This window comes from Streptomyces sp. NBC_00659, assembly GCF_036226925.1.
GTDB lineage: Bacteria > Actinomycetota > Actinomycetes > Streptomycetales > Streptomycetaceae > Streptomyces.
The window spans coordinates 5,340,096-5,363,439 of the sequence record NZ_CP109031.1; the positions used below are offsets into that span (position 1 = coordinate 5,340,096).

At 71.1% G+C, this 23,344-nt stretch carries 20 protein-coding genes; 10 read left to right on the top strand and 10 right to left on the bottom strand.

Annotated elements, in window-relative coordinates:
• Positions 1-102: 102 nt before the first annotated feature.
• On the top strand, positions 103-870 hold the full coding sequence (locus OG410_RS23260; RefSeq protein ID WP_329300975.1) for a MerR family transcriptional regulator: 768 nt from the start codon (positions 103-105) through the stop codon (positions 868-870).
• Between the two features lie 179 nt (positions 871-1,049).
• On the opposite strand, the gene OG410_RS23265 is transcribed toward OG410_RS23260, so the two are convergent.
• Positions 1,050-1,415: a YbjQ family protein gene (locus OG410_RS23265; RefSeq protein WP_329300976.1), complete on the bottom strand. Its 366-nt coding sequence runs from the start codon at positions 1,413-1,415 to the stop codon at positions 1,050-1,052.
• A gap of 140 nt (positions 1,416-1,555) precedes the next feature.
• Between OG410_RS23265 and OG410_RS23270 the strand changes: the two genes are divergently transcribed.
• Positions 1,556-2,776 carry a VTT domain-containing protein gene (locus OG410_RS23270; protein WP_329300977.1) on the top strand — a complete coding sequence of 407 codons (1,221 nt, stop codon included), beginning with the start codon at positions 1,556-1,558 and terminating at the stop codon, positions 2,774-2,776.
• Between the two features lie 75 nt (positions 2,777-2,851).
• Here the strand turns inward: OG410_RS23270 and OG410_RS23275 are convergent, their stop codons facing one another.
• Together OG410_RS23275 and OG410_RS23280 are read right to left on the bottom strand one after the other, a co-directional pair.
• Entirely contained in the window at positions 2,852-4,510 is a 1,659-nt protein-coding gene (locus OG410_RS23275; RefSeq protein ID WP_329300978.1) for a threonine/serine ThrE exporter family protein, read from the bottom strand.
• A gap of 155 nt (positions 4,511-4,665) precedes the next feature.
• Positions 4,666-5,157 (bottom strand): inorganic diphosphatase, encoded by a 492-nt coding sequence (locus OG410_RS23280; protein WP_326786340.1) that lies wholly within the window; start codon positions 5,155-5,157, stop codon positions 4,666-4,668.
• A 79-nt stretch (positions 5,158-5,236) separates the two neighbouring features.
• On the opposite strand from OG410_RS23280, the gene dacB reads away from it, so the two are divergent.
• From dacB to folE, 6 genes are all read left to right on the top strand, one after another.
• Positions 5,237-6,787, top strand: a complete 1,551-nt coding sequence (gene dacB, locus OG410_RS23285) for a D-alanyl-D-alanine carboxypeptidase/D-alanyl-D-alanine endopeptidase (RefSeq protein WP_329300979.1) — start codon at positions 5,237-5,239, stop codon at positions 6,785-6,787.
• A gap of 136 nt (positions 6,788-6,923) precedes the next feature.
• Positions 6,924-8,072 (top strand): zinc-dependent metalloprotease, encoded by a 1,149-nt coding sequence (locus OG410_RS23290; RefSeq protein WP_329300980.1) that lies wholly within the window; start codon positions 6,924-6,926, stop codon positions 8,070-8,072.
• 193 nt (positions 8,073-8,265) lie between these two features.
• A complete protein-coding gene (tilS, locus tag OG410_RS23295; protein WP_326786337.1) occupies positions 8,266-9,429 on the top strand; it encodes a tRNA lysidine(34) synthetase TilS in 1,164 nt (387 codons plus the stop codon).
• Positions 9,430-9,594: 165 nt separating this feature from the next.
• Positions 9,595-10,155: a hypoxanthine phosphoribosyltransferase gene (gene hpt, locus OG410_RS23300; protein WP_261704688.1), complete on the top strand. Its 561-nt coding sequence runs from the start codon at positions 9,595-9,597 to the stop codon at positions 10,153-10,155.
• 210 nt (positions 10,156-10,365) lie between these two features.
• On the top strand, positions 10,366-12,393 hold the full coding sequence (gene ftsH, locus OG410_RS23305; RefSeq protein ID WP_329300981.1) for an ATP-dependent zinc metalloprotease FtsH: 2,028 nt from the start codon (positions 10,366-10,368) through the stop codon (positions 12,391-12,393).
• A 144-nt stretch (positions 12,394-12,537) separates the two neighbouring features.
• A complete protein-coding gene (gene folE / locus OG410_RS23310) occupies positions 12,538-13,143 on the top strand; it encodes a GTP cyclohydrolase I FolE (RefSeq protein ID WP_329300982.1) in 606 nt (201 codons plus the stop codon).
• A 90-nt stretch (positions 13,144-13,233) separates the two neighbouring features.
• Here the strand turns inward: folE and OG410_RS23315 are convergent, their stop codons facing one another.
• The 6 genes from OG410_RS23315 to OG410_RS23340 form a co-directional block, all read right to left on the bottom strand.
• Positions 13,234-13,722 (bottom strand): DUF3180 domain-containing protein, encoded by a 489-nt coding sequence (locus OG410_RS23315; protein WP_329300983.1) that lies wholly within the window; start codon positions 13,720-13,722, stop codon positions 13,234-13,236.
• A 73-nt stretch (positions 13,723-13,795) separates the two neighbouring features.
• Entirely contained in the window at positions 13,796-14,407 is a 612-nt protein-coding gene (gene folK, locus OG410_RS23320) for a 2-amino-4-hydroxy-6-hydroxymethyldihydropteridine diphosphokinase (protein ID WP_329300984.1), read from the bottom strand.
• On the bottom strand, positions 14,404-14,763 hold the full coding sequence (gene folB, locus OG410_RS23325) for a dihydroneopterin aldolase (protein ID WP_037625942.1): 360 nt from the start codon (positions 14,761-14,763) through the stop codon (positions 14,404-14,406). Before folB ends, folK begins: the two co-directional genes overlap by 4 nt.
• Positions 14,764-15,009: 246 nt before the next feature.
• Entirely contained in the window at positions 15,010-15,504 is a 495-nt protein-coding gene (locus OG410_RS23330; protein ID WP_329300985.1) for a nuclear transport factor 2 family protein, read from the bottom strand.
• Positions 15,501-16,412 carry a dihydropteroate synthase gene (gene folP / locus OG410_RS23335; RefSeq protein WP_329300986.1) on the bottom strand — a complete coding sequence of 304 codons (912 nt, stop codon included), beginning with the start codon at positions 16,410-16,412 and terminating at the stop codon, positions 15,501-15,503. The genes OG410_RS23330 and folP overlap by 4 nt, the downstream gene beginning before the upstream one ends.
• Positions 16,413-16,511: 99 nt before the next feature.
• Positions 16,512-18,341 carry a phosphatidylglycerol lysyltransferase domain-containing protein gene (locus OG410_RS23340; protein WP_443063786.1) on the bottom strand — a complete coding sequence of 610 codons (1,830 nt, stop codon included), beginning with the start codon at positions 18,339-18,341 and terminating at the stop codon, positions 16,512-16,514.
• A 198-nt stretch (positions 18,342-18,539) separates the two neighbouring features.
• Between OG410_RS23340 and OG410_RS23345 the strand changes: the two genes are divergently transcribed.
• Positions 18,540-19,670, top strand: coding sequence for an alpha/beta hydrolase (locus OG410_RS23345; protein WP_329300988.1), 1,131 nt, complete (start codon positions 18,540-18,542; stop codon positions 19,668-19,670).
• Between the two features lie 349 nt (positions 19,671-20,019).
• Positions 20,020-21,741: a hypothetical protein gene (locus OG410_RS23350; protein WP_329300989.1), complete on the top strand. Its 1,722-nt coding sequence runs from the start codon at positions 20,020-20,022 to the stop codon at positions 21,739-21,741.
• A gap of 228 nt (positions 21,742-21,969) precedes the next feature.
• Here OG410_RS23350 and OG410_RS23355 read toward each other — a convergent pair whose 3' ends face one another.
• Complete coding sequence (locus OG410_RS23355; protein ID WP_329304214.1) at positions 21,970-23,298, bottom strand: PH domain-containing protein; 1,329 nt, start codon at positions 23,296-23,298, stop codon at positions 21,970-21,972.
• Positions 23,299-23,344 lie beyond the last annotated feature (46 nt).

Consider the following 23,344-nt stretch of genomic DNA (forward strand, 5'->3'; position numbering starts at 1 on the left):
CGGACGCCGCCCGAGCCGCATCGCCGGGCCTCTGGACTCCGGGCTTGCACCTCACGTCACGTCAGGCCCCATCGTGAAGGGCGTACCGAGGAAGGAGCGGAAGTGGGCTATTCAGTGGGACAGGTCGCCGGGTTCGCCGGAGTCACGGTGCGCACGCTGCACCACTACGACGAGATCGGTCTGCTCGCGCCCGGCGACCGCAGCCACGCGGGTCACCGGCGCTACGACGACGCCGACCTCGACCGGCTGCAGCAGATCCTGTTCTACCGGGAGCTCGGCTTCCCGCTCGACGAGGTCGCCGCCCTGCTCGACGACCCGGAAGCGGACCCGCGCGCGCATCTGCGCCGCCAGCACGAGCTGCTGACCGCCCGGATCGAGAAGCTGCAGAAGATGGCCGCGGCCGTGGAGCACGCCATGGAGGCACGCACGATGGGCATCAACCTCACGCCCGAGGAGAAGTTCGAGGTCTTCGGGGACAAGGACCCCGAGGAACACGCGGAGGAGGCCGAACGCCGCTGGGGCGGCACGGAGACGTACGCCGAGTCGCAGCGACGCACCGCCCGCTACACCAAGGACGACTGGAAGCGCATGCAGGCCGAGGTGGCCTCCTGGGGCGAGCGGTACGACGCCCTGATGGCGGCCGGGGAGCGGCCGGACGGCGCGCGGGCCATGGACATGGCCGAGGAACACAGGCAGCACATCACCCAGTGGTTCTACACCTGTACGTACGAGATCCACCGGGGCCTCGGTGAGATGTACGTCGCGGACGAACGGTTCAAGGCGTTCTACGACTCCATGCGGCCGGGGCTGGCCGAACACCTCAGGGACGCGATCACGGCGAACGCCGCCCGGCAGACCGGGGAAGCCTGACAGGGAAACGAGGAAGCCTGACAGGGAGACCGAGGAAGCCTGACAGGTAAGGGGCGCCGGCAGGAGCGGGCGCCCCTTACCTGTGCGGACCGGTCGCCCCTTATCTGTAAGGAGCCGTCGCCGACGGAGTCCATGGCCCGCCGCCTCCACCGGTGCGGGCCACTGTCCTGCGGCGTCGGCTATTCCTTCACCAGGACCACGGCCGTGCCGTAGGCGCAGACCTCCGTGCCCACGTCCGCCGCCTCCGAGACGTTGAAGCGGAACATCAGCACGCCGTTGGCGCCACGCGCGCGTGCCTGCTCCACAAGCCGCTCCATGGCCTGGTTGCGGGTCTCCACCAGCGTCTTGGTGAGCCCCTTGAGCTCTCCGCCGATCATCGACTTCAGGCCCGCGCCGATCTGGCTGCCCAGATGACGTGAGCGGACCGTGAGGCCGAAGACCTCGCCGACGACCTGCTCGACGCGATGACCGGGAACGTCGTTCGTCGTGACGACCAGGACGTCCGCGTGGGGACTCTGGCCGCCGCCGTATTCATCGATGCCCATGGTCCACAGCTTTGTCCCAGTCGTCGCACAGTGCATCCTGGAGTCACGGGTGGAACCTGGCGTCGGCACATTGCGTTGATAGCTTTGGCCGGCCGTACAGGACTGCCGTACCTCCCTTCACCCCTCAGGAGTCCGGACCCGTGATGACGCTTGCCCTCGGTCCCAGCTGGCTGGATCCGAACACGCTCCTGGACAATTTCGGCATCTGGGGCCTGCTGCTGGTGGTGTTCGCCGAGTCCGGCCTGCTCATCGGCTTCTTCCTGCCGGGTGACTCGCTGCTGTTCACCTGCGGTCTGCTGATCGCCACGGACGCCATGGACTTCCCGCTGTGGGCGGCGATCCCGCTGATCTGCCTCGCCGCGGTCCTCGGCGACCAGGCGGGTTACCTCTTCGGCAAGAAGGTCGGACCCTCGCTCTTCACGCGCCCGGACTCCCGCCTGTTCAAGCAGGAGAACGTGGTCAAGGCCAACGAGTTCTTCGAGAAGTACGGCCCCAAGTCCCTGGTGCTGGCCCGCTTCGTGCCCATCGTCCGTACGTTCACGCCGATCATCGCGGGCGTCAGCGGCATGAAGTACCGCCCCTTCGTCACCTTCAACATCATCGGCGGCGTCCTGTGGGGCGCTGGTGTCACGCTGCTCGGCGCCTGGCTCGGCAAGATCGAGTTCGTCAACAAGCACATCGAGCTGATCCTGATCCTGATCGTGCTCGTCTCGGTCGTCCCGATCATCATCGAGTTCCTGCGCGCCCGCTCCCAGGCCAAGAAGAACCCGCCCCGGCAGGCGGAGGAGTCCCAGGACTTCCAGGAGCCCTTCCCGGCCCGGCCCGAGGCCGCCCGCACCCGCCCCGCCGCGCCCGTCATGGACGACGCGACCAGGCCGCTGCGCGTGCCGCCGGTCCACGGGGGCCAGGACTCGTCGTACGGGGACCGGAACCACGGCGGTCCGTACGGCAGCCAGGGCCACGGGCAGGGCTACGGGGACCAGGGCCAGGATCAGTCGTACGGGGACCAGGGCCAGGGTCGGTCGCAGTCGTACGGGAACCAGGGACAGGGGCAGCCGTACGGGAACCAGGGCCACGGCCAGGCCTACGGGAACCAGGGCCAGGGCTACGGCCGTCAGGGTGACCCGTACCCGGCCCAGCAGCAGCCCCAGCAGCAGTACCAGCCCCAGCCCCAGCAGCCGTACCAGCAGCCGTACGGCCAGGACCAGGGCTACGGCTACGACCAGCAGCAGTACGACCAGGGTTACCAGCAGGGCTACGACCAGGGCCAGGCCCACCCGCAGCAGCACCCCCAGGGTCACCCCGGGCGTCAGTACGGTGCCGAACAGCACCCCTACGGCCAGGGCCCCGCGCAGAACTGACGCACCCGCCCGGTGCTCCCGAGCCCGGTCCTCCTCGGACCGGGCCTGCTGAACCGGGCCTGCCGGGACCGGGCCTCAGAAGCCGCGTGTCCGCTTGGCGGCCCGCCGCCCGCCGGCGGAGCCGCCCGGCAGGCGCAGGAACAGCCGCGAGATCTCCGAACCCAGGTTCACGCCGATCGCGATGGCCATGGCGAGGGCCGCGGCCTTGGTGAGCGATACCAGTCCCTTGTCGACGTTGTTCTGGGCGATCGACAGCAGCCCGAAGTACGTCGCCGAACCGGGCAGCAGCGGGCCGATCGCGGCCGTCGTGTAGGGCAGCGCGGAAGCGAACCGGTAGCGCGAGAGCAGTTGCCCGAAGAGACCCACCAGGCCGGCGGCGACGGCCGTGGAGGCCACCGGGGAGAGCCCTCCCGCATAGTGCATCGCCCCGTACACCGACCAGGCCACGCCTCCGTTGAGGGTCACGGCGAGGACGGTGGAACGTTCCTGCTGGAGCAGGACCGCGAAGGTGAGCGACAGCAGCATGGACGCGGCGATCTGGATCAGGGGCCGCTCGGAGAGGCTCAGCGCCGCGTCCGGGTTGAGCTGCGTGCCCAGCTTCACGCCGAAATAGAGCACCAGCAGGACGCCGGAGACGATCCCCACGAAGAAGTACATGACTTCGAGCAGCCGCGCGGACGCGGTGATGTAGAAGCCGGTCAGCCCGTCCTGCACCCCCGCGACGAGCGCCCGCCCCGGCAGCAGCGCGAAGAGCCCACCGGTGATCACCGCGGAGGCGTTCACATCGACGTGCGCCAGCGTGAGCGCGACTCCTATCGCGGCCGGCGGCATCGCGGCCACCGTGAACTGGTAGAACTCCGGCAGCCCGCGCCCCGCGCACAGCCAGGCGAGCCGGTCGCCCAGCATCGCGCCGAGCGCGGCGGCGACGAACACGATCGCGTCACCACCGACGAGCACGGAGGCCGCGCCGGCCAGCAGCCCTCCGGAGGCCGTCAGCACCCAGCCGGGGTACGGGTGCCGGTTGCGCCGCATCTCCGCGAGCCGCCTGTAGGCCTCTTCCAGGGGGATCGCGGTCTCGGTGTCGCTCAGGTCGTCGACGAGCCGGTAGACGGCCGCCAGGCGCGTGTAGTCGGTGCCCCGGCGGCGCACCGTCCGTGACGCCGTCACCGGGTCGTCCACCAGGGACGGCTGGTGCGAGATCGACAGCAGGGTGAAGGTGACGTTCGGCTCGCAGCGGTCGAGCCCGTAGGAGCGGCAGACGGCGAACATCGCCGTCTCCACGTCCTCGGCACCCTCGCCGCCCGCGAGGAGCAGCTCGCCGATGCGCAGGGTCAGGTCCAGGACGCGCGGGACGGCGGGCCCCGACTCGTCCTCCTTGTGCACGGGCTCGGGCGCGGGCCGCTCGGTCACCGGCATGCGGAGCATCGTGCGCATGCGGTCCTGCCACGGCGCGTCCTTGGTCAGGCTGACCAGGGGGACGCCGGTCGCCGGTGTGAAGGCGGGAGGCGCGTCCCGGGCACTGTAGGTGCGCGGAGTGCTGAACGCCGAGCCCCCGTGCTCCGGCCCGGCGGGATGCGGTGCGTCGAGGCCCTGGGGGAGCGCGAACTCCGAGGTCGTCGACGATTCCTCGTCGGCCGCCGTCGGGCCCGGCGGCGCCACACCCGTGGGCGGGCTGAAAGCACTCCTCGCCTCGTCCGAGTGCGGCTTGCGGTCTTCCGCTTCCGGGTCCGCCACCAACTCCAGCCTCGCCTTTCCCGTCTGTGTCGTTCTCCTTCTTGCCTTCCGTACGCCTCAGTATGCGTACGGACACACGAACGGGCCGCGTGGCCCCAGGGGGATCACGCGGCCCGTTCGGAAGAGGGGGAGGTCAGCGACCGCCCGCAAGGAGGTCAGTGACCGCCCTGGTCCTTCAAGCGCTTGTAGGAACGCTCGATCTCGGCTTCGGCTTCCGCGCGGCCGACCCAGTCGGCGCCCTCGACGGACTTGCCCGGCTCCAGGTCCTTGTAGACCTCGAAGAAGTGCTGGATCTCCAGGCGGTCGAACTCCGACACGTGGTGGATGTCGCGCAGGTGCTCCACACGCGGGTCGTGCGCCGGGACGCACAGCAGCTTGTCGTCGCCGCCGGCCTCGTCCGTCATACGGAACATGCCGATCGCGCGGCACTGGATGAGGCAGCCCGGGAAGGTCGGCTCGTCCAGGATGACGAGGGCGTCCAGCGGGTCGCCGTCCTCGCCGAGGGTGTTCTCGACGAAGCCGTAGTCGGCCGGGTAGCTGGTCGAGGTGAAGAGTCGACGGTCCAGACGGATCCGACCGGTCTCGTGGTCCACCTCGTACTTGTTCCGTGAACCCTTCGGAATCTCGATCGTGACGTCGAACTCCACCGGTGGCTCCTCCATGATCAGCACATAGTTCTGGTGATTAAGTGTCCCTCACGCAGGTGGGTGATCGCGAAAGGGGCTGGTGGTCGTGCCAGAGCTGAGAGCTTGGCGGGCCGCGAGACCGCATGTGGTGCGGGTCGCGCGGATGGTGAAACCGCATGTGGCGCGAGTCACACGAGCCGTGCGGCCGCGTGCCGTGCGTTTGACGACGCCGCAGCTCACAGCCGTCGCGACCGCCGTCGGCCTGGCACTCGCGGCCGGGGTGGTGACCTCGGCCGGCCCCTGGGACTCCACCGGTCAGCGTACGGCCGAGCGGGACTGGGCCGCATCGCGGACGCCCGAGGGTGGCACAGATCACGCACGTACGTCCGGTACGCACCGAACGTCACCCCGGCCCGCACCCAGCGCCGCCTCCGTGCTCGCCGGACTCGGGGGCGAGGCGGGCACCACGCCCGCGGGGAAGGATCTCGCGGAGGTCCTCGACCCGCTGCTGGCCGATCCCGTCCTCGGCTCGGTGCGCACCGCCGTCGTGGTCGACGTGGCGACCGGCAAGCGGCTCTACGGCAAGGGCGCCGACCAGGTGCAGACGCCGGCCTCCACCACGAAGATCGCGACCGCCGTCGCCGCTCTCACCGCGCTGGGCCCCGACCACCGCATCCAGACGCGCACGGTCCTGGAGCCCGACACCAAGGAGGTCGTGCTCGTCGGCGGCGGAGACCCCACGCTGACCGCCCGCAAGCCCGCGGACGGCTGGGCGGACCTGGGCACCCTCGCCGAACGGACGGCCACCGTCCTGAAGGCCCGTCACATGGACCACGTGACGCTCTCCTACGACACCTCGCTGTACTCCGGCCCCGGCCTTCACCCCATCGGAGTGAACGACAACATCGCGAAGGTCACCCCTCTGATGGCCGACGAGGGCCGCCTGGACCACTCGGCCAGCGGGCCGGCCGGGCGCACCATGGACCCGGCGGCGGACGCCGCGCGGACGTTCGCGGACCTGCTGCACGACCACGGCATCACCGCCACGGCGCCCGGCCCCTCGAAGGCGACGAGCCGCTCCCAGGCCCTCGCCTCCGTGTCCTCGCCGCCGCTGTCCGCCCTGGTCGAGCGGATGCTGACCAACAGTGACAACGACATCGCCGAGGCACTGGCCCGTCAGGTCGCCCTCGCGGCCGGCGAGGAACCCAGCTTCGACGGCGACGCGAAGGCGATCCGAGCCCAGCTGAAGAAACTCGGACTCCCGCTGACCGGGGCGCAGTTCGCCGACGGCAGCGGCCTGAACCGCGCCGACAGGCTCTCCGCCGACCTGCTCGCCGCCCTGCTGGCCAAGGCCGGCGACCCGGCCCACCCCGAGCTCCGGCCGGTCCTCACCGGCCTGCCCGTCGCCGGCTTCACCGGCACCCTCAGCGCCCGGTACACCGACGCTCCGACCGCCACCGGAGTCGTCCGCGCCAAGACGGGCACCCTGACCGGGGTCAACACCCTCGCCGGCACCGTCGTCGACAAGGACGGCCGCCTGCTGGCGTTCGCCTTCCTGACCTCCGACGCCGCCAACCCCCCGAACCCCCTGGAGGCCCGGGCGGCGTTGGACCACGCGGCGACGGCACTCGTGGCGTGCGGCTGCCGGTAGCGCGCGCCGGACCGGACCCGGCCCCTTCCGGCCCCTTCCGGCCCGTGGGAACCAGGAGCACCACCAGCCCCTCGGCCGGGACGCATACGGTGTCGGACCCTCACCGCAGCCGGACCCGCTCACGTACGGTTGACGCATGACGAGCATCGGTGGTGCTGCATCTACTGGGATGGTCGACTGGAATCTCGCGGTGGCGACCGCGACCCGGCTCGTACGGCCGGGCCCGGAGGTGAGCCGCGACGAGGCCCGGGCGATCGTCGCCGAGCTGCGCCGGCACGCGAAGGCCTCGGAGGAACACGTCCGGGGCTTCACCCGCTTGGGTGCGGACGTCGTCCACGACACCCCCGTACTCGTCGTCGACCGCCCCGGCTGGGTCCGGGCGAACGTCGCCGGGTTCCGGGAGATCCTCAAGCCCCTTCTGGACAAGATGCAGGAACGACGCGGGAGCGGCACCGGCGGAGCCGTCCTCGGAGCCGTCGGAGGCAAGGTCACCGGCGTCGAACTGGGCATGCTGCTGTCGTTCCTGTCCTCGCGGGTCCTCGGGCAGTACGAGACGTTCGCGCCCGCGACCCGGGACCTGCCCGCGGGGGCGCCCACCGCCTCCGGCAGCGGCGGCGGCAGGCTCCTGCTGGTCGCCCCGAACATCGTGCACGTGGAGCGTGAACTCGACGTCCAGCCCCACGACTTCCGCCTGTGGGTGTGCCTCCACGAGGAGACGCACCGCACCCAGTTCACGGCCGTGCCCTGGCTGCGCGACCACCTGGAGGGCGAAATCCAGTCGTTCTTGGGGGAGACCGAGGTCGACCCCATGACCGTCCTGGAGCGCATCAGGGAGGCCGCGCAGTCGCTCTCCGGCTCCCGCCCCGACACCGAGGAGGACGACGGCGGACGTTCCCTCGTGGAAATCGTGCAGACGCCCGCCCAGCGCGAGATCCTCGGCCGGCTCACCGCCGTGATGTCCCTCCTGGAGGGACACGCCGACTTCGTGATGGACGGCGTCGGGCCCGCCGTGGTCCCCTCCGTCGCCGAGATCCGCGAGAAGTTCCAGCAGCGCCGCGCCAAGGGCGCCTCCCGCCTCGACGTGGCCCTGCGCAAACTGCTCGGTCTGGACGCCAAGCTCAGGCAGTACAAGGACGGCGAGCGGTTCGTACGGGCGGTCGTCGACGAGGTCGGCATGGACGGCTTCAACCGTGTGTGGACCTCTCCGAACACGCTCCCGACCAAGGCGGAGATCGCCAAACCGGCGGATTGGGTTGCGCGGGTGCACCGCAGGACGGAGTCGTGAAGCCTCCCGGAGGGTGGTGAAACGAATCCGGCCGATGGCAGGCAAACGCGCCTGCTATCACCCATCCGAGGGACCGTGGAGCACGGGTAGGCGTGCAATGCTCGGGGAACGCCCCGGCTCTGTCACCATCTACACACTCTGAGTGACAGATCCCCGGGCTAACCCCCCGAAAACTTCATGAAGGGAACCGGACATGGGTCCCCATCCTGCGGTCGCGGCGATACGCCTGGCGGTCCGCCGCGTACTCCACGACATCCTGACCGAGCAACCGCCCGCCCACGACACCCGGCGCACGCCCGCACGCGGTGCCGCGCGCCCCTGCGCGCCCGACGCGGAACGCGTCCCCGCCCCCGGAACGCGGCGCAGCGTCGCCGCTCCCGCACGCGCCCCGCACGACCAGACCCGCACGAGCGCCCGGCCCCGTCCCGGCGAGGACGTCGCCCCGGCGCCGCTCGTGCTCGTCGCCTGCTCCGGCGGCGCCGACTCCATGGCGCTCGCCTCCGCCCTCGCCTTCGAAGCCCCCAAACTCGGCATCCGCGCCGGTGGCGTCACTGTCGACCACGGTCTGCAGCCCGGCTCCGAGCTGCGCGCCGACGAAGTCGTGCTGCGCCTCACCGAGCTGGGGCTCGCCCCGGCCGAGTCGATCGCCGTCACCGTCGGCCGCGACGGAGGCCCCGAGGCCGCCGCGCGTGACGCCCGGTACGCCGCCCTGGACTCCGCCGCCGAACGCCACGGCGCCACCGCGATCCTCCTCGGCCACACCCGCGACGACCAGGCCGAGACGGTCCTGCTCGGCCTCGCCCGCGGCTCCGGCATCCGCTCCCTGTCCGGAATGGCCGCGGTCTCGGGGGCCGACGGCCGCTACCGCCGTCCCTTCCTGCACCTGGACCGGCAGACCGCCCGCAAGGCGTGCATGGTCCAGTCGCTGCCCGTCTGGGACGACCCTCACAACGCCGATCCGGCCTACACCCGCTCCCGGCTCCGCCACGAGGGTCTGCCCGCCCTCGAGAAGGCCCTGGGCAAAGGAGTCGTCGAGGCTCTCGCCCGTACGGCCCAGCTCTCCCGGGACGATGCCGACGCCCTCGACGCGTGGGCCAGCCAGGCGGAGGCGTCCGTACGCGACGCGGCCGGCCTTCTGGAGTGCGCCAAGCTCTACGCCCTGCCGCCCGCCGTACGCCGCCGGATCCTGCGCCGCGCGGCGATCGAGGCGGGTGCTCCGGCCGGTTCGCTGTTCGCCCGGCACATCGAGGAGATCGACCGGCTGATCACCGGATGGCGCGGTCAGGGGGCCATCAATCTCCCGGGCAAAGTCGTCGCCCAGCGCCAGGGTGGCAGACTGGTGATTCGGCAAGGCTGAAACCGGACCCTGCACCGGGGCCGCTCACGCGGCTCCCCGGGACCCCTTCACTCGGGTCGCGGGCGGTCCGAACGGCCGCGCGGGAGAGCCGAAGGGGACCGTCGCCGGTTACATGGCGCCCTGTAGGTGACGAGCCCAAAAAAGTGGGACGGACGACCGAAAGTGATGCGGGTGGACGCGAAAGACATGGGCACCGACCTCAAGTCGGTGCTCATCACCAAGGAAGAGATCGACGCGAAGCTGGTCGAGCTGGCCGCGAAGATCGACGCGGAGTACGCGGGCAAGGACCTGCTGATCGTCGGGGTGCTCAAGGGTGCCGTGATGGTCATGGCGGACCTCGCGCGTGCGCTGTCCACCCCCGTCACGATGGACTGGATGGCCGTGTCGTCGTACGGCGCGGGCACCCAGTCCTCCGGCGTGGTGCGGATCCTCAAGGACCTGGACACCGACATCAAGGGCAAGCACGTCCTGATCGTCGAGGACATCATCGACTCCGGGCTGACCCTGTCCTGGCTGATCTCCAACCTCGGCTCCCGCGAGCCCGCCTCGCTCAAGGTGTGCACGCTGCTGCGCAAGCCGGACGCGGCCAAGGTCGCGATCGACGTGGAGTGGGTCGGCTTCGACATCCCGAACGAGTTCGTCATCGGCTACGGCCTGGACTATGCCGAGAAGTACCGCAACCTCCCGTTCGTCGGTACGCTCGCGCCTCACGTCTACGGCGGCTGAGCCGCACTGTTCCTGAGGGCGACTCAGTCGGATCGGTCCTCGTGGGACGGATCGGGAACCCCAGCGGGTTTCGCGCCGTTGGAGCATGCGTGGACGGGATTGCCAGCAGTCCCCTGCGGCTTCGGGTGACAATGCTGGGGTACCGTCCGAAGAACAGTCTTTATCAAACTCACTATGGCAGGAGGGACGGGGCGGCTCCGCTCCGTATGGATGGACGTGAAGCGATACTTCCGTGGGCCGGTCATGTGGATCGTGCTGGCCGTCCTTGCCGTGGTCGTGTTGATGCAGGTCGTCGGTTCGTCCGGCGGCTACAAGACGGTGGACACCGGCCAGGTCGTCAAGGCGATCAATGACAACCAGGTCGAGTCGGCCAAGATCACCACCGGTGACGAGCAGGTCATCAAGGTCTCGCTGAAGGACGGCGAGAAGGTTGACGGCAGCTCGAAGATCCAGGCGAGCTACATCGGCGACCAGGGCGTGACCCTGGCCAACACACTTCAGAACAAGTACGAGAACAAGCAGATTCCGGACGGCTACACCGTTTCGCCGTCCAAGCAGAACCCCTTCGTGGGCATCCTGCTGTCCCTGCTTCCCTTCGTCCTCATCGTCGTCGTCTTCCTGTTCCTGATGAACCAGATGCAGGGCGGCGGCTCCCGGGTCATGAACTTCGGGAAGTCCAAGGCGAAGCTCATCACCAAGGACACCCCGAAGACGACGTTCTCGGACGTCGCGGGCTCGGACGAGGCCGTCGAGGAGCTCCAGGAGATCAAGGAGTTCCTCCAGGAGCCGGCGAAGTTCCAGGCCGTCGGCGCGAAGATCCCCAAGGGCGTCCTGCTCTACGGGCCTCCTGGTACGGGCAAGACGCTGCTCGCACGCGCCGTCGCGGGCGAAGCCGGCGTTCCCTTCTACTCGATCTCCGGTTCCGACTTCGTCGAGATGTTCGTCGGTGTCGGTGCCTCGCGAGTCCGTGACCTGTTCGAGCAGGCCAAGGCGAACGCCCCGGCGATCGTCTTCGTCGACGAGATCGACGCGGTCGGCCGTCACCGCGGCGCCGGCCTCGGCGGCGGTCACGACGAGCGCGAGCAGACCCTCAACCAGCTGCTCGTCGAGATGGACGGCTTCGACGTGAAGGGCGGCGTCATCCTGATCGCCGCCACGAACCGGCCCGACATCCTCGACCCGGCCCTCCTGCGCCCCGGCCGCTTCGACCGCCAGATCGCGGTCGACCGCCCGGACATGCAGGGCCGTCTGGAGATCCTCAAGGTTCACCAGAAGGGCAAGCCGGTCGCTCCGGACGTCGACCTGTCCGCGGTGTCGCGTCGGACCCCCGGCTTCACGGGCGCCGACCTGGCGAACGTGCTGAACGAGGCGGCGCTGCTCACCGCGCGCAGCAACCAGAAGCTGATCGACAACTCCATGCTGGACGAGGCGATCGACCGTGTGGTCGCGGGCCCGCAGAAGCGGACCCGGATCATGTCGGACAAGGAGAAGAAGATCACCGCGTACCACGAGGGCGGCCACGCCCTGGTCGCGGCGGCTTCCCCGAACTCCGACCCGGTCCACAAGATCACGATCCTCTCGCGAGGCCGTGCTCTCGGCTACACGATGGTCCTGCCGGACGAGGACAGGTACTCCACGACGCGCAACGAGATGCTGGACCAGCTCGCGTACATGCTGGGCGGCCGCGCGGCCGAGGAGCTCGTCTTCCACGACCCGACCACCGGTGCCGCGAACGACATCGAGAAGGCCACGGCCACCGCTCGTTCGATGGTCACGCAGTACGGCATGACCGAGCGTCTCGGCGCGATCAAGTTCGGCGGCGACAACACCGAGCCCTTCCTGGGCCGGGAGATGTCGCACCCGCGCGACTACTCGGAAGAGGTCGCCGCGCTCGTCGACGAAGAGGTCAAGAAGCTCATCGAGAACGCGCACAACGAGGCCTGGGAAATCCTGGTCGAGAACCGCGACGTCCTCGACGCGCTGGTGCTCCAGCTGCTGGAGAAGGAGACGCTGAGCAAGGAGCAGATCGCCGAGGTCTTCGCTCCCATCGTGAAGCGCCCGGCCCGCCCCGCGTGGACCGGCTCCTCCCGTCGTACCCCGTCCACCCGCCCGCCGGTGCTCTCCCCCAAGGAGCTGTCGCTGACGAACGGGGCGAACGGATCGACGGCGGCCATCGCCACCGCCACGGAGTCCGTCCCGGTCACGGAGACGGCCCCGGAGGACCGCACCGACAGCTGAGTCCGCTCGGCTCCGGGCGCCTCAGCAGGCCCGGAATGGATGCCGCGCCCCCCAGGTTCTAGCCTGGGGGGCGCGGCATTTTCGTGTGCCCGCACCTTTTGGACGCGTCGAGGCACGCGCAGGATGCACAGGAACGAGGACCAGATGACCGACCCCGTGACGCTGGACGGCGAGGGCGTGATCGGCGAGTTCGACGAGAAGCGCGCCGAGAACGCCGTACGGGAGCTTCTGATCGCGGTCGGCGAGGACCCGGACCGCGAGGGCCTGCGAGAGACACCCGGACGGGTCGCGCGGGCGTACAAGGAGATATTCGCGGGCCTGTGGCAGGAGCCGGAGGACGTGCTGACGACGACGTTCGACCTGGGCCACGACGAGATGGTCCTGGTGAAGGACATCGAGGTCTTCAGCACGTGTGAACATCACCTGGTCCCGTTCCGGGGTGTCGCGCACGTCGGCTACATCCCGGCGACCAGCGGCAAGATCACCGGCCTGTCCAAGCTGGCCCGCCTCGTCGACGTCTACGCCCGGCGCCCCCAGGTGCAGGAGCGGCTGACGACACAGATCGCCGACTCCCTGATGGAGATCCTGGAGCCGCGCGGTGTGATCGTGGTCATCGAGTGCGAGCACATGTGCATGTCCATGCGCGGCATCCGCAAGCCCGGTGCGAAGACCATCACGTCGGCGGTGCGCGGACAGCTGCGGGACGCCGCGACCCGCAACGAGGCGATGAGCCTGATCATGGCCCGCTAAGGGCCGCCCCAGGCAGACTCCGGCCCGCGCCGGGCGATCCACCGAACCGATCCGGACGACACCCGCGGGGACTTCGCGCCCGGTGCCGGACTACGTCACCGGGGCCGTCCCGTCGCGGTGCTGGTCGTCGTCCTCCGGGAGCCTGCAGACGCGTTCCAGGAAGAAGGCGGCCGCTATCACGCCGATTCCGGCGAGGACGGAGAGGCCGGCGTAGATGGCCTGGTCGCGGCGGGCGGGGTCCTCCAGCCATCCCAGGAGGAAGACGCCGGTGCCGCCGTACATGCCCGCCACCAGGGCGGCCACCAGGGCGCTCGCCTGACCGAAGACGACCGCGCGGGCGGCCATCAGCGGATCGACGCCCTTGGCGCCGGGGCGGCGCTCGCGCTGGGCCTTGAGGCGGGCGCGCAGCGACAGGGCCGTGGCGAGGAGGACGATCGCGATCAGGGCGAGGACGATGGGGGCGGCCAGCGGGACCCGGGGAAGTGTGCCCACCGCGTTCCACAGGCGGGCGCCCGCCCAGGACAGCACTCCGGCCACCACGAACACGGCAGCCAGTGTCCTGATCCGCAGCTGTTTCACGTTGCCCCTTCGGTAGCCCGCGTGCGGCCGGGCCCGTGTCGGGGCCGGCCAGTGGTCGTCTTGACCTTAACGACTACTCGGGCAGCCGGAGTTCCAGGTCGGCGCGGGCCGTGACACCGTCCCGGGTGATGGTGTCGAGGAGCCGGGCGACGGCGCCGTGGCCGGCGAGCTGTGCCTCGGGATCCACGTCGTGCCAGGGGGCGAGGACGAAGGCTCTCTCGTGGGCGCGGGGGTGAGGGAGGGTCAGCACCGGGTCGTCGGAGACGACATCGGCGTACGCCACGATGTCCACGTCGATCGTGCGCGGGCCCCAGCGCTCGTCCCGTACGCGGTGGAAGGCCTCCTCGACCGCGTGGGCCCGCTCCAGGAGCGAGGACGGCGGGAGGGTGGTCCTGAGCACCACGACCGCGTTCAAGTACGAGGGCTGGCTGCCCGGTTCGACGCCCCACGGCTCGGTCTCGTAGACGGGGGAGACCGCTTTGACCCGGACGCCCGGGGTGTCCTCCAGGGCGTCGACGGCTCCCTGGAGGTTCTCCAGGCGGTTGCCCAGGTTCGAGCCGAGGGAGATCACCGCGCGCTTGGGGTTGCTCAGGGTCGTGTCGGCGGCGTCGACCTGCTCGACCACGGAGGCGGGCACCGGCTGGACGGTCGGGTCGCTCTGACCCTCGGTGAAGGACGTGGTCATACTCGGCTCCGGATGATCGTGACGGTCACGTCGTCGAAGGGGACCGTGATGGGCGCGTCCGGTTTGTGGACGCAGACCTCGACCTCCTGGACCCCGTCGTGCTTGAGACACGTCTGGGCGATGCGCTCGGCGAGCGTCTCGATGAGATCGACCGGCTCCCCCTCGACCACGGCGACGACCTCTTCCGCCACGATGCCGTAGTGCACGGTCTTCGCCAGGTCGTCGTCGGCCGCGGCCGGGCGGGTGTCCAGGCCCAGCGTCAGGTCCACGATGAAGGTCTGGCCCTCCTCGCGCTCCTTCTGGAAGACGCCGTGGTGCCCGCGGGCCTTGAGGCCGCGCAGCGCGACACGATCCACGCGAATCACTCCTGCAATTGTCGGGGAAGGCCGTCGTACGCCGAATGCGGTCGGCACACCGGCCTCGAACGAATCTACCTGCGGGCACTGACAACGCTCGCCCGCGAGGACGGCGCCCCGGTGAAGGCCATAAGCCTTCACCGGGCGTTTCCCCCGGGGAACGCTGCGGCTCACGGGCTGGTAGCCGCCCCTACCCCGGACCGGAGATTCCAATCACCTATTGGTCTCCCCGGGCCGCATACCCACTCAACCGGCGGTGTCCTCGTCTTCTTCCTCGTCGGACTCGGCCAGCACGGGGGAGGCGTGGTGGGACCAGAGTTTCCAGCCCTCGGGGGTACGGCGGAACACGTTCGTGGCGACGACCAGCTGACCGACGAGCGGGCCGAGCTCTTCCCCCTCGTCGGGCGCGGGACCGCCGCTGAGGATGTTCTCGGTGCAGGTCACCAGGGCCGTGTCGCCGGACACGGAGACGCGCACGTCGGTGAGGAAGAACTGGATGTACTCCGTGTTCGCCATGATCAGCGCGTACGAGCGGAGCACCTCGCCGCGGCCGTTGAGGACGGGCCAGCCGGGGTGGACGCAGGACACGACCGCGCCCTCGCCCTCGAAGTCGTCGTCGGAGGTGTCCAGCGGGGCCAGCCACAGCGAGGTCAGTTCCTCGAAGTCACCCCGTTCCATCGCCTCGTAGTACGCCGTGTTGGCGAGTTCGACCTGCTCGATGTCGGTACGGGGTGTGCTCACCGGGCGCCCTCGACGGCCGGACCGCCGGCGGCGTCGGATGCCCCGCCGGTGCGGGCTCCCTCGACGGCGCGGGCGACCCGTACGGCGTCGGCGGTGGCCCGTACCTCGTGCACGCGGACCGCCCAGGCGCCCTGCCGGGCGGCGATCGCCGAGACGGCGGCGGTGGCGGCGTCGCGCTCGCGCGCGGGAGGCGGGGCGCCCTCGGGGCCGGCCAGGACGCGGCCGAGGAAACGCTTGCGGGAGGCGGCGACCAGCAGGGGGTGCCCGAGGCCGCGCAGGCGGTCGAGGTGGGCCAGGAGGGCCAGGTCGTGCTCGGGGTCCTTGGAGAAGCCGAGCCCGGGGTCGACGACGACGCGGTCGGGGGCGATGCCGCCCTCCAGGACGGCCTCCACGCGCGCGCGGAGTTCGTCGAGGACCTCGGAGACGACGTCCTCGTACGTCCCCTGGACGTTGCCACCCGCCAGGAGTCCGCGCCAGTGCATGACCACGAAGGGGGCGCCCGCGGCCGCCACGGCCGGGATCATCGCGGGGTCGGCGAGGCCGCCGCTGACGTCGTTGACGAGGGCGGCGCCCGCGGCGAGCGACCGCTCGGCGACGGAGGCGCGCATCGTGTCCACGGAGACGGTGACGCCCTCGGAGGCGAGGCCGCGGACGACGGGGATGACGCGCTTGAGCTCCTCGGCCTCGTCGACACGGGTGGCTCCGGGGCGGGTGGACTCGCCGCCCACGTCCACGAGGTCGGCACCCTCGGCGACCAGGCCGAGGCCGTGCTTGACCGCGGCCGTCGTGTCGAACCAGCGGCCGCCGTCGGAGAAGGAATCGGGGGTGACGTTCACGACCCCCATGACCGCGCAGCGGTCCCACGTCGGCAGTCCCGCGACTCGCCCGCGCCCGCGCTCAATACTCATACGTCCAGCCTAGGCCTCTTACGGGAGGCCTCATCGCCCCTTGACGGGCCCCGTGGCCTCCTCCGGTCCCGGGGGGCGGGACCGGCGGAGCCCGCCTGGCTACGCCGCCCTGATCCCTCGTTCCGTCGCCGCGTGGGCGCAGGGACGCGGGGCCGGTGCCCGGCGGCGCAGGATCCGGGGCAGGGCGAGGTTCACGAAGCCCTCGGCCTGCATGGCGGCGAGGCCGATGCGGGGGAGGTCGCGGGAGGCGGCGTAGACCACGAAGCGCGGCTCCCAGCGCGGGCGGAACTTGGCGTTGAACTTGTACAGCGACTCGATCTGGAACCAGCGGGACAGGAACACGAGCAGTCCGCGCCAGGCGCGCAGCACCGGCCCCGCGCCGATCTTCTCGCCGCGCGCGAGCGCCGAGCGGAACATCGCGAAGTTGAGCGAGATCTTGTCGATGCCGAGGCGGGGTGACGCCTGGAGCGCCGCCACGATGAGGAGTTCGTTCATACCGGGGTCGGCGGCGCGGTCGCGGCGCATGAGGTCGAGCGACACGCCGTCCGTGCCCCACGGGACGAAGTGCAGGACGGCCTTCAGATCGCCGTACGGGCCGGGCGGATCGTCGGCCTTGTGCGCCGTGGCGATCAGACAGTCGCCGTCCGACGGGTCACCGATCCGGCCGAGCGCCATGGAGAAACCTCGCTCGGTGTCGGTGCCGCGCCAGTCCTCCGCCGCGCGCCGTATCCGCTCCAGTTCGCCTTCGCCGAGGTCACGGATGCGCCGTACCCGGGTCTCGTAACCGGCGCGCTCGATGCGCTTGACCATCTGGCGCACGTTTCGCATCGCGCGCCCGGACAGGGAGAAATCCGCGACGTCCACCACCGCCTCGTCGCCGAGTTCGAGGGCGTCGAGGCCGGTTTCGCGGGTCCACACCTCGCCGCCGGTCTCGGAGCAGCCCATGACGGCGGGTGTCCAGGAGTGCGCCCTGGCCTCGTCCATGAAGCGCTCGATCGCGCCGGGCCAGGCCTCCACGTCGCCGATGGGGTCGCCGCTGGCGAGCATCACCCCGGAGACGACCCGGTAGGTGACCGCCGCCTTGCCGCTGGGCGAGAAGACGACCGCCTTGTCGCGGCGGAGCGCGAAGTGGCCGAGGGAGTCGCGGCCGCCGTGCCGGTCCAGGAGTCCGCGCAGCCGGGCCTCGTCGTCCTCCGTGAGGCGGGCGGCGGGGTGTTCGGGCCGGAAGGCGAAGTAGACGGTGGTGACGGCGGTGAGCCAGCCGAGCGCGCCGAGGGAGAAGGCGACGGTCCAGGACGTGGGTCCCGCGTAGTCGACGGGGCCCTCGAAGCCGACCAGGCCGTACAGGACGTGACTGATGCGGTCGGCCAGGCTCGGGTCGCCGATCATGCGGTCCTCGTGGACGCTGACGATGACGAGTCCGAGGACGAGGGAACCGGCGCCCATGAGAACGAAGTTGGCGAGCGCGCGCCAGCGGCTGCGTGGATCGGGCAGCGCCGCGAACTCGTCGCGGTGGCGCAGCAGCGGGGCGAGCAGCGCGGCCGAGATGACGACGCCGATCACCGAGTGGCGGTACGCGAACTGCGCGGCGGCACCCGCGGGCAGCAGCAGGACCGCGGCGCGCCATGCCCGGCGCTTGCGGCGCCGCAGCCCGTGGGCGAGCAGCAGCAGGAGCACGCCGGCGCTGAGCGACAGCGCCGCGGCGAAGGGCCCGAACGAGCCGGGCAGCACCTCGGCCAGGGCGTGCATACGGCTGTGACGGAAGCGCGGGAAGACGCCCGCAGCGATGTCCAGGAGCCCTACGAGGGTGCAGGCCCTGGCGATCAGGGCGGGGACGGCCTCCGGGCTCGGACCGCGCAGTACGCGCCGCGTCCGGCCTGTGCGGCCTGGAACCCCACCCGACAATTCCCCATCTATCCTGACAGACATCGCATCCCGTGGTTCCGCGAGAGACCGTGAATCCGGCGCCATTCCGGCATCCGGCGACATTGCGCCCTCTAGGACGGTGTCTTGGGGAGACAGGTTCACTCCCTTCAGGAAAGCCGGTTCAAAAGGCAAGGAAAGTCCAGGGCAAGCGCTCGCCAATGGGTGGGACGGCCGGGACGGAAAGCGCAGGCGGAACAGCTCATGGGTCTCACGAGCAACAAGGTGCTGGTACTGGTGATCCTGCTCGCGGTGCTGCTCTTCGTCGGCACGGTGTGGTGGTGGCCGCGGCTCGCCAGGCGTACCTGGCGGTCCGTCAGCGGGCGTGTCGGGCTGCTGCTGGCGACCCAGGTGATGCTGTTCGCGTCGATCGGGCTGTCGGCCAACCAGGCGTTCGGGTTCTACGCCAGCTGGGCGGATCTTCTCGGCCGGGAGAGAGGCGAGGGCGTGGTCGTCGACCACAACGGCGCGAGCGGTCCGGGCGGCGGCCCCCTCCAGGTCGTGGACACCGAGCAGATGACCGTCTCGGGCGGTGCCCGGCCGCGGAGCGGCGGCCAGATCCAGAAGATCGACATCGTCGGCCGTACGACCCGGATCGCCACACCGGCGTACGTGTATCTGCCGCCGGAGTACTTCCAGCCGCGGTACCGGACCCGTACGTTCCCGGCGGTGACCGTGCTGACGGGCTATCCCGGCACGGCCCGGGCACTCATCAAGGCCCTGCATTTCCCGCAGACGGAGAATCGTTTGGTCAGGAGCGGCAGGAGTCAGCCGATGATCCTGGTGATGCTGCGGCCGACCGTCGCTCCGCCGCGGGACACCGAGTGCGTGGACATCCCCGGCGGCCCGCAGACGGAGTCCTTCTTCGCCAAGGACCTCCCCGACGCCGTGTCGGCCCATTACCGGGTGGGCGCAAAGCCCCGGAGCTGGGGCATCATCGGCGATTCGACGGGCGGGTACTGCGCGCTCAAACTCGCCGTCCACCACCCCGGGACGTATGCCGCCGGCGTCGGCCTGTCGCCGTACTACAAGGCGCCGATCGACCGCACGACGGGCGACCTCTTCCGGGGCGACAAGGCCTTGCGCGACAGCGCCGATCTGCGCTGGTACCTGAGGAACAAGCCCGCCCCGGACACCTCGCTCCTCGTCACCAGCAGCAAGGTGGGCGAATCCAACTACAGAGCCACGCTCGACTTCATAGACCTCGTGAAATCGAAGAAGCCCACCAGGATCTCGTCGATCATCCTCGACAGCGGTGGCCACAACTTCAACACCTGGCGGCGGGAGATTCCGGGTGCCCTCCAGTGGCTCAGCGGACGCCTGAGCGACCGCTGACGCGTGCCGCGCGGGGGTCGAGCGGGGGTCGAGCGGCCCGGACGCCGCGCGGTCCCGGGCGGTCCGTGGGGTGCCCCGCCGGGCCGCGTCGGGCCCCGCGGACGAATTGGGATGTCCGGTACGGAGAAAGGCGCTCCCCGGGGGAATGCCGCGCCCGAAGATGACGATTCGGGAACCGTTCGGAGGCGGCGGAATTGATCGGGGAGCCGGTGCGATCGGGGGCGTGACGGGCTTTGTGGGACAAGCGGTGTGCCCTGTAGGCGCTTGGTACAGGACAAAGCCTCCGGGGAGACTGTGTTTTTACCGTGCGGGGCACCAAGATTCGCCTACGCGCGGTAAGTTTCTGGCCATGCCACGTGGACGCCACCGCCATTCCCCGCCCTTGCACAGGGTGCTGCCTTCTTCGGCGATCGCCGGCGTGTCGCTCGTCTGCGCCATAGGACCCTGGCTGTTCACGGATGCGTTCGCGCTCCGTGTCCTGGCCGCGGGTGCGGCGGCGACGGCGGTCGTCAGCGCGGTCGTCCTGCGCCAATGGGACAGCGCCGCGGGCAAACGCGTCGCGGACCTCACGCGCGCGCGTGCGAGCGACGAGTGGCGTTATGAGGAACGCGTCGCCGAGCTGGAGACGGATCTCGAGGAGTCGCGCGAACTGCGCGCCAAGCTGGAGCAGAAGCTGCGCGCCAAGCGCACCGAGCTGGCCGGCCTGCGCAACGAGCACGCGGCCCTGCTGCGGCGGTACGCCACGGCCGAGACGGAGCGGGCCACCGCCCTGGAGGGGCGCCGGCAGCTCGCCATAGAGGCTTCGGTACCGGCCCGTGCCCTGCCGGCAGCGCGGACGGCCCCGGACGAGGTCGAGACCGAGGATCTCTCCGGCACGCCGGAAGCCCACGACACGGACTCCACGGACTCCTCCGGAGCTCCGGACGCGCCCGAGACGGGCGAGACGGGCGAGACGTCCGGAGGACCGGACGCGTCCGAGGGACCGGCGAAGTCCGAGGCGTCCGGAGAGACCGCACAGCCCGAGGGTCCCCGGGACGGGGTGTCCGCGTCCGTAAGCGGGTCGGATGCCATCGAGGCCTTCATGGCGCCGGACGAGGACACGGTCGCGCCGGACGCGGAGGACGACGAGGACGCGAGGGCGGAAGCCGGGACCGGGACCGACGAGTCCTCCGAGGTCTTCTCCCCGGCCGGGTCGTCGCTCTTCCTGCGGGCCGGAGCGGCGTTGAGCCGTAGTGCAGGCGACGGCCGGGAGGCGGAGGGCGCCGAGGCCCGGACGGCTTCGACGTCCGTGGCCCTCGCGCTGCCGGACGCGGACCCCGGCACCGACTCGGTCCAGGTCCCCGACGCCCGCTCGTCGACGGCCAGGTCCCTCAACGACGTGCCCGCGCCGGGCGGGTCCGCGCTGGACGCGGCCGTCAGGAGGGACACGGCGGCCAAGCAGCGCGCGGCGATGCGGAAGGGCGCGGCCGCCACGAAGGAACTGGTCGCGACCAGGGACCCGGCGGCCGAGCGGGACGCGGTCACGCACGGCGAGGCCGCCCCGCACAGAGCTCCGGCCACCGAGACGGGTCCGTCCGCGGATTCCGTCGCGGAGGCGGGTGGGGCGCAGGGGAAGCCCGAGGCGGCCCGCGAGCACCAGCGCGCGGCCGCCGAGGCAGAGTCTCCGACCGCCGTCGCACCCGAGACGTCCCGCCGGGCCGTGACGGCACCGCCGGCGCGGGCGGCGCTTCCGCCCGCCAAGTCGGCCCAGCGCTCGGGGCACTTCACCGTGCCGACCGCGGTGGCCGTCGTCCCGCACACCGCGCCCGTGCGGCGCCCCTCGGTCGAGGGAGGGTTCGACTTCTTCGGTACGCAGGCGGAGCAGTCCGACGCCGCCGCGATGGAGGCCGTGCAGAACGAGGACCTCGCCGACGTGGTCGGCCAGGAGGCGCTCGCCGTGCACCAGGCCGAGTCCGGGTCCAAGCCCGCGGGCGAGGCCACGGACGGTGCCGACCGCCAGGTCATCGACCTGACCGAGCACGACGAGACCGAGCACATCGACATGACCGGGCTGCGGAGCGCGGCTTCCTGAGCCGCACGCTCCCGCCGGGCAGGCGTGACGAAATGAGGGCAGTGGCGCGACGCCACTGCCCTCACCCGTTCCCGCTCCCTCACCCGTTCCCGCTCCCTCACCCGTTCCCGCTCCCTCACCCGTTCCCGCTCCCTCACCCGTTCCCGCTCCCCCGGTGAAGGCCCGCGTCACCCGGCCCGTCCCCACCGGACGTCAACGGCACCTGTACCGACCCCGCCCCGGCGGCCCTCAGGCCATCCACCGGTCCGGCCGGGCTTCCCGCCGTCCCGTGCGGGACCGGTCCGCCTGTGCCTGGAGGAGCTCCGCCGCCTCGGCGGCATCCCGCAGCCGCGCGGTCACCGTCCTGCCGGCACCGGCGTCGATGTGGACGTCGGCGAGCCCCTTGAAGCGCTCCCAGGGCCCCTGGGTCAGCCGGACGCTCTGCGCCTTGGCGTGCGGGACGAGGAAGAGGCGGCGCCGCAACAGCCCGCGGCGCGCGGCGAACACGGTGCCGGTGACGGCGAGTCCGTACCCGCGCCACCAGAACGGCACGCACCAGCCGGCCCGCCGCGGCGGCCGGTCCAGTGACGCGGGAACGGTCACACCGGGCAGCACGGCGGCGATCACGGCCTCGGCGACCTCGCGCGGAGCGACGGGCACGAGGACCGAGTTCGAGGACCCGGCCACGTCCAGCTCGACCCGCACCCATCTGCCGCGCCACAGCAGGGGTTCGACGATCCGTACGGTCTGCACGCGTCCGGGCGGCACCGTTTCGTGCGTCCGGTCCAGGAGCCCGTGATCGATGCGCAGGCCGTCGGGCGACTCGCCCACCGTCCAGTCGTACTCACCGACGAACCGCCCGACGCTGCTCGCGCCCGCCGCGCCGAGCAGGGGCAGTCCGGTCGCGAGGACCGTCCAGGCGCTGTGCGTGGCGAACCACAGCAGCGTGGGCACGACGAGCGCGGCGACCAGGGAGGCCCAGGTGGCACCGGTGAGCAGCAGGGAGGCGGCCAGGACGCCGGGCGGGACGTGCAGGAGCTGCCGGACCGGTGCCTCGCCGACCTCGTGGGCGGACTCGGGCGCGAACCCGGCCGCCCGGGCGAGGAGTTCGGCACGCAGCTTGCGGGCGTCGCCCTCGCCCAGATAGGCCAGCTCGTCCTTCTTGTCGGTCCCGACGACATCGAGCTTCAGTTTGGCGACGCCCGCGACGCGGGCCAGCAGCGGCTGGGTGATGTCGACGGCCTGGAGCCGTTCGAGCCGGATGTGGGCGGTGCGGCGGAACAACAGGCCGGTGCGGATGCGCAGTTCGGTGTCGGTCACCGCGAAATGCGTGAACCACCAGCTCATGAAGCCGTAGAGGGCGGCGCCCGGAACGATCACGGCGAACCCCAGGAGCAGCACGGTCGTCGTGAGCCGGGCGAGCTGTTCCTGTGCCTGGCCCGGGTCGTGGACGGCCCAGCCCGCGAGGACGGCCACCGGCGCCCAGGCTCGCCGGAACGGGGTCACGGGGTGCAACCGCCGCTCGGACAGCGGTTTCAGGGGCTTCTCCTCCGGTACGGGACCCTGGTCGTCCGGCACGGCCGTCGCGCCGGGGAGGGCGCCGGGCGCGGGCGCGGCGGACGGG